Origin of the sequence: Brevundimonas vesicularis, from assembly GCF_032067225.1 — a bacterium.
Lineage (GTDB): Bacteria > Pseudomonadota > Alphaproteobacteria > Caulobacterales > Caulobacteraceae > Brevundimonas > Brevundimonas vesicularis_F.
In genome coordinates this window covers 1-5,886 of record NZ_DAMBJX010000101.1, presented here as the reverse complement: position 1 = coordinate 5,886, position 5,886 = coordinate 1, and the positions used below count along the sequence as shown (strand labels likewise).

The 5,886-nt window shown below is 68.8% G+C and carries 5 protein-coding genes and 2 pseudogenes; 6 read left to right on the top strand and 1 reads right to left on the bottom strand.

Annotated features, from left to right (window positions below; translation table 11 throughout):
- From RT123_RS15440 to RT123_RS15415, 6 genes and pseudogenes are all read left to right on the top strand, one after another.
- Nucleotides 1-602: pseudogene (locus RT123_RS15440) on the top strand (deoxyguanosinetriphosphate triphosphohydrolase); the annotation flags it as partial.
- 76 nt (nt 603-678) lie between these two features.
- Nucleotides 679-1,455 (top strand): SPOR domain-containing protein, encoded by a 777-nt coding sequence (locus tag RT123_RS15435; RefSeq protein WP_313010106.1) that lies wholly within the window; start codon nt 679-681, stop codon nt 1,453-1,455.
- A complete protein-coding gene (nagZ, locus tag RT123_RS15430) occupies nt 1,452-2,501 on the top strand; it encodes a beta-N-acetylhexosaminidase (RefSeq protein WP_313010104.1) in 1,050 nt (349 codons plus the stop codon). The genes RT123_RS15435 and nagZ overlap by 4 nt, the downstream gene beginning before the upstream one ends.
- 6 nt (nt 2,502-2,507) lie before the next feature.
- Nucleotides 2,508-3,326, top strand: a complete 819-nt coding sequence (locus tag RT123_RS15425; protein WP_313010102.1) for a ScpA family protein — start codon at nt 2,508-2,510, stop codon at nt 3,324-3,326.
- Complete coding sequence (scpB, locus tag RT123_RS15420) at nt 3,323-3,994, top strand: SMC-Scp complex subunit ScpB (RefSeq protein WP_052247644.1); 672 nt, start codon at nt 3,323-3,325, stop codon at nt 3,992-3,994. The genes RT123_RS15425 and scpB overlap by 4 nt, the downstream gene beginning before the upstream one ends.
- 108 nt (nt 3,995-4,102) lie before the next feature.
- A complete protein-coding gene (locus RT123_RS15415) occupies nt 4,103-5,650 on the top strand; it encodes a sensor histidine kinase (protein WP_313010098.1) in 1,548 nt (515 codons plus the stop codon).
- Here RT123_RS15415 and ispH read toward each other — a convergent pair.
- A pseudogene (gene ispH, locus RT123_RS15410) lies at nt 5,647-5,886 on the bottom strand (4-hydroxy-3-methylbut-2-enyl diphosphate reductase); the annotation flags it as partial. The gene RT123_RS15415 and the pseudogene ispH sit on opposite strands and share 4 nt — an antisense overlap.

Here is a 5,886-nt window from a genome sequence, read left to right as displayed (position 1 = left end):
AGGCCCAGTGCGCAGCCATCGCCGACGACATCGCCTATAACAACCACGACGTGGACGACGGGGTGCAGGCGGGTCTGATCACCCTGCGCGATCTGGATCAGGTGCCGCTGATCGGCCCCATGTTGGCCGAGGTGCGCCGCGAATATCCCGTCATCGACGATCGGATGCTGCGCATCGAAGCGGTGCGGCGGATGATCGGCGTCATGGTCGAGGACGTACTGGCCGAGACGGCGCGGCGGCTGGAGGAAGACCGGATCGTTACGACCGAGGACGTGCGGATGGCCAGACGCACGATGGTGGATTTCTCGCACGCCATGCACGTCGATCTGGCGGTGCTGAGGAAGTTCCTGTTCGAGCGGATGTATCGCCACTACCGGGTCAACCGCACCCGCAGCCAGGCGCGGCGCGTGCTGTCGCAACTGTTCGAACTGTTCATGGCCGAGCCGGAGGTGATGCCGCCGGAGTGGGGCGAACCGGCCATGACCCCGGACAAGACACAGCGGGCGCGGGCCGTGTGCGACTATATCGCCGGCATGACCGACCGTTACGCCATAGAAGTGCACCAGAAGCTGTTCAGCCTCGACCTCGCCCTCGATCTGTGATTCGAAAGATGCACGCGGGGGCGTAGAGTGATCGTTCGGCGCGCCGATTCGCGCCGACAGACGGCGGAGCGCGACCATGTCCTTTGAAGACGACAACAAACCCGGCCGGGGCGCCTATACGCCGCCGACCGACGACGACCTGCCGTTCCGCCGCAACAGCTATGACCCGCGCAGCGGCCGCAATGTCGGTTCCGGCGGGGGCAAGGCGCCGCCGGTGACGTTGATCATCAGCGCGGTGGTCCTGCTGCTGCTGATCGTGGCGGTGATCTTCTTCTATCGGTCCGGCATGCGCGCCTCGACCGACGCGCCGCCGGCGGTGGGCCAGCCCGTCGGCGAGATGAAGACCGCCGCGCCCATCGACGCTCAGCCGATCGACCCGGCCGAGGGTGTGCGCGTCTATCGCGACGAGGCCGAGACGACCGATGCGCCGGTGACCTTCACCCCGCCGCCCGAGGCGCCTCAGCCGCGTCCCGCCGCGCCGCCGCCCGCCGCACCGACGGGACAGGGCCTGCCGCCCGCCAATGCAGCGACGCCGGCCGCGCCTGCGCCGCGTCCGACGACTCCGACTGCGCCCGTCGCTGCGCCGGCGACCAAGGCTCCGGCCGCGACCGGCGGATCGGCCTCGGTCCAGATCGGTGCCTTCTCCTCGACCGAGATCGCGGACCGTGAATACGCCGCCGTCGCCGGCCGCTTCGGCGCGTACGCCTCGGGCGCTGAAAAGCGGGTCACCGAAGTGACCTCGTCCAGCGGATCGACCCTGTACCGCACAGCCTTCGCGGGCCTGTCGCGCGAACGGGCGGTGGCCTTCTGCAATGCGCTGAAGGCGGCGGGCCGGGACTGCATCGTCCGGTGACGTCCGCCGCCATCTATGGCTGCCTGGGACATCGGCTGACGGAGGCCGAAAAGGCCTTCTTCGCCGAGGTCCGACCCTGGGGCTTCATCCTGTTCCGGCGCAATATCCACACGCCCGAACAGGTGCGGGCCCTGACCGACGAACTGCGGGCGTCCATCGGCGATCCCGAGGCGCCGATCCTGATCGACCAGGAAGGCGGTCGGGTCCAGCGGATGGGGCCGCCCCACTGGCCCAAATACCCGCCGGGTAACGCCTATCTAAAGGCGACGAACGAGCTGGCCCAGGCGCGTGAGCTGACGCGGCTGGGCGCACGTCTGATGGCGCACGATCTGCGCGAGGTCGGGGTGACCGTCGATCTGCTGCCTGTGCTGGACGTACCGGTTCCCGGCGCCCACGACATCATCGGCGACCGCGCCTATGGCGTCGATCCCGAGACCGTCGCCGTGCTGGGCCGGGCGGCGGCGGAGGGGCTGCTGGCGGGCGGGGTTCTGCCCTGCATCAAGCACATGCCGGGCCATGGCCGAGCCTTTGCGGACACGCATAAGGACCTGCCGACAGTTCATGCCGATCTGGACACGCTGGACGCCTGGGACTTTGCGCCGTTCAAGGCCCTGTCGGACATGCCGATCGGCATGACGGCGCACATCGTCTTTACCGCAATCGATCGCAAACATCCGGCGACGCAGTCGAAGAAGGCCATTCGCCTGATCCGCGAGCGGTTGGGATTCGGCGGTCTGCTGCTGTCCGACGATCTGGTGATGAACGCCCTTTCGGGCTCGCTGACCCAGCGCGCGCACAAGGCGCTGAAGGCAGGGTGCGATCTCGTCGTCCACTGGAACGGCGACATGGACGAAATGCGCCAGGTCGCCGAGGGCGTCGGGCCGCTGAAGGGCGGGGCGCGCCGCCGGGCGGACGCCGCGCTGGCCCGGATCGTGCGCACGCCTGAGCCGCTGGATCCCGTCGCGGGCCACGATCGCTTCTTCAAGGCCATGGGCGGTCGGATGGACGTCGCCAAGGGGCCGGACGTGGGTGAGGCGCAGGCCTAAAGACCTATGACGGAGTCTTTCCAGCCCAATCTGGATTTCAACGCCGAGGAGGTCGAGGAGCGCGAGGCCTTCGTCGTCGATCTGGAGGGCTATGAGGGACCGCTGCACGTCCTGCTGGCCCTGGCGCGAAACCAGAAGGTCGATCTGCTGAAACTGTCGATCACCCAGCTGGCGGAACAGTATCTGGCCTTCGTGCACGAGGCGCGCAGGCGCAACTTCGCCCTGGCGGCGGACTATCTGGTGATGGCGTCGTGGCTGGCTTATCTGAAGTCGCGCCTGCTGCTGCCGCGCAGCGACAAGGGCAAGGCCGAAGAGCCGCCGGCTGAGGAAATGGCCGCCGCCCTGGCGTTCCGGCTGCAGAAGCTGGAGGCGATGCGGAAGGCCGTTGAACAGCTGATGGCCCGGCCCCAGCTGAAGCGCGACGTCTTCACGCGCGGCGACCCCGAGGCGACGGAGATCGTGCCGTCGGATCGTGTCGACGCCAGCCTGTACGAACTGATGAGCGCCTATGTGGTGCAGCGCCGGCGCGAGGAGGCACGGCGCTATGCCCCCGGCCAGCGGGTCGAGGCCTTTCCATTGGAAGCCGCGCGCGACTGGCTTCGCGAGATCATGCCGAAGCTGGCGGACTGGACGCCGCTGGAACAGGTGGCGCCCCATCGCGAGGACGAGGAGGGGCCCAGCCAGGCCAGCTTTACGGCCTCGACCCTCTCGGCCAGTCTGGAGCTGGTGAAGGAGGGGGCGATGGACATCCGGCAGAGCGAGGCGTTTGCGGACCTGTATCTGAAACGCCGGGGGGCGGGCCAGCCGCTGGAGCTGACGCCGTGAGCGACCTGTCGTTCCAGCCCGACGAGGCCGAGATCGAACGGCGGGTCGAGGCCCTGCTGTTCGCCGCCGCCGGGCCGCTGACGGCGGCCGAGATCGCCGCGCGCCTGCCCGAGAACTGCAATGTCGCCCGCGCCATATCGGGTCTGCGCGCCCGCTATGAGGGGCGGGGGGTCGAGCTGGAGTGCGTCGCCGACCGCTGGCGCTTCCGCACCGCGCCGGACCTGGCCTTCATGATGACGCAGGAGCGCGAGGAGCCGCGCCGTCTGTCCAAGGCCGCGCTAGAGACGCTGGCGATCATCGCCTATCACCAGCCCGTCACCCGCGCCGAGATCGAGAGCGTGCGCGGCGTCAGCATCTCGAAGGGCACGCTGGACCTGTTGCTGGAGATGGGGTTCGTGCGGTTGCGCGGACGTAGACGCACGCCGGGACGGCCCGTCACCTATGCGACCACCGACCGCTTCCTGGAGCATTTCGGCCTGGCGACCCTGTACGATCTGCCGGGCGTGCAGGAGATGAAGGCGGCGGGCCTGTTGGACCTGTCGCTGCCCGTCGGGTTCGAGGTGCCGGATCCCAGCCGCGCCTCCGAGGCGGACGACGAGGACGGCACTCTGCCGTTGGACGACGAAGCGCCCGAGTTCGCCCAGGATTTCGTCGGCGAACGAAGCTGACCCAGCCTGATGTTCACGCCGTCTTAGTCTGCGCGCCGTAAGCCAGACCGTATGAGTGGCGTGACATCGAAGACGGGTTGGCGGGCGTGGAGCACGTTCAGGATCGCAATGATCCTGATGCTGTCGTCCATCGTCGGAATGGCCGGGGTTCTGGCCATCGTCAGCCGCGGCATCGACGCCCACCAGGCCAGCAAGGAAGAAGGTCTGGTGCGGCTGCGTCTGACGCGCGCGCTGGAGACCATTGGCGAAAACCTGACCACCGCCTCGGTCTGGGACGAGGCCGTCGATCGGATGACGGCGGGCGATGAGGCTTGGTACGACCGCAACTTCGGCGCCTTCTACGCCGCCCAGCACAAACACCAATTCACTCTGGGCTATGACGGGACCGGGCGGCTATTTCGCATCAGCACCCTGGGCCGACCGGCCGAGCCGCAGATCGGCGAGCCATTCGCTCAGGCGGCCCGGCCGCTGATCGACGCGCTCCGGGCCGAGGCCGCTGGCCGCGACCGATCGGTCACGGCGGATGCCGGGGTGCGGCTGAAGGCGGCGTTCGTTCGCGTTGGCGACGACGTCTATGTGCTGGGGGCCTCCACCGTCGTGCGGCATACGGCGGGCGGATCGACGCCGGCGTCCGATCCGGTCGTCGCGTCGTTCAAACCGTTCGCCGGCGAGCTCAATCTCTTGCGAACGCGGCTGGCGCTGGACCGGATTCACTTCCAGCCCGGCGATGCAGAGCCGCCCAAGGGCATGATCGGCGTTGATGTTCGCGATGTCGGCGGCGCTCTGTTGGGGCGTGTCGTCTGGGCGCCGGAGCAGCCCGGCTATCAGATTCTGACCAAGGCCGGGCCGCTCCTGCTGCTGCTCTTCATCGTGCTGCTGATCGGCACGGGCTCGCTCCTGTGGAACACGACGGCCGACGTGCGGCGCCTCAAAGCCTCGGAGGTCGCCCTGTCCGCGGCGCTGGAGCGAGCCGAGGCGGCGAACCGGGCCAAGACGCGGTTCCTGTCCAACGTCAGTCACGAACTGCGCACGCCCCTGAACGGGGTTCTAGGCATGGCCGAGATCATCGGGGCCGATCTGGTGACGCCGCAGCAGCGCGAGCGACTGGAAATCCTGAAGGCGTCGGGACGTCAGCAACTGAGGCTGGTCGAGGAGCTGCTAGACGTGGTGCGGTTGCGCGACGGGGCGGTGGCGCTGGAGACGCGGCCGTTCCGGCCCGACAACCTGTTGCGGCGGGTCGCCAACGACTTCCGGGGCGCGGCCGAGGCCAAGGGGCTGAAGATTTCGGTCGAGGCGGCCGAAGGCGAGTGGCTGGGCGACCCGGTTCATGTCGAAAAGCTGATGGCGGCGCTGACGGACAATGCGGTGCGGTTCACACGCACCGGCGGCGTGATGCTGCGCGCCGTTGGGGGCGCGGGCCTGGCCTTGGAGGTCGAGGACACCGGGCCGGGCATGGAGCCTGCGGAAGCGGCGCGCCTGTTCGAGGCTTTCACCCAGGGCGATGAAAGCGCGACGCGCACCGCCGAAGGGCTGGGACTGGGATTGACGGCGGCGCACGGTCTGGCGGCCCTGATGGGCGGCAAGATCGACATCGTCACCGCGCCCGGCGCCGGCAGCACCTTCCGCGTCGTCTTACCGTTGAAGGCGGTCGCCTAGGCTGTCAGCAGGCGCGGCAGTTTGAAGGTGACGGTTTCGCGCGCGCCGTCGTCTTCGGTCACCATGGCGTCGAAGCGCGCCCGGATGGCGTCGACCAGGGCCTCGATCAGCGGCTCGGGCGCCGAGGCGCCGGCGGTGACGCCGACGGTGTTCACGCCGTCGAACCAGGACCAGTCCACCTGGGACGCATCGTCCACCAGATAGGCGGCCGGAGCGCCGGCGCGCATCGCGACCTC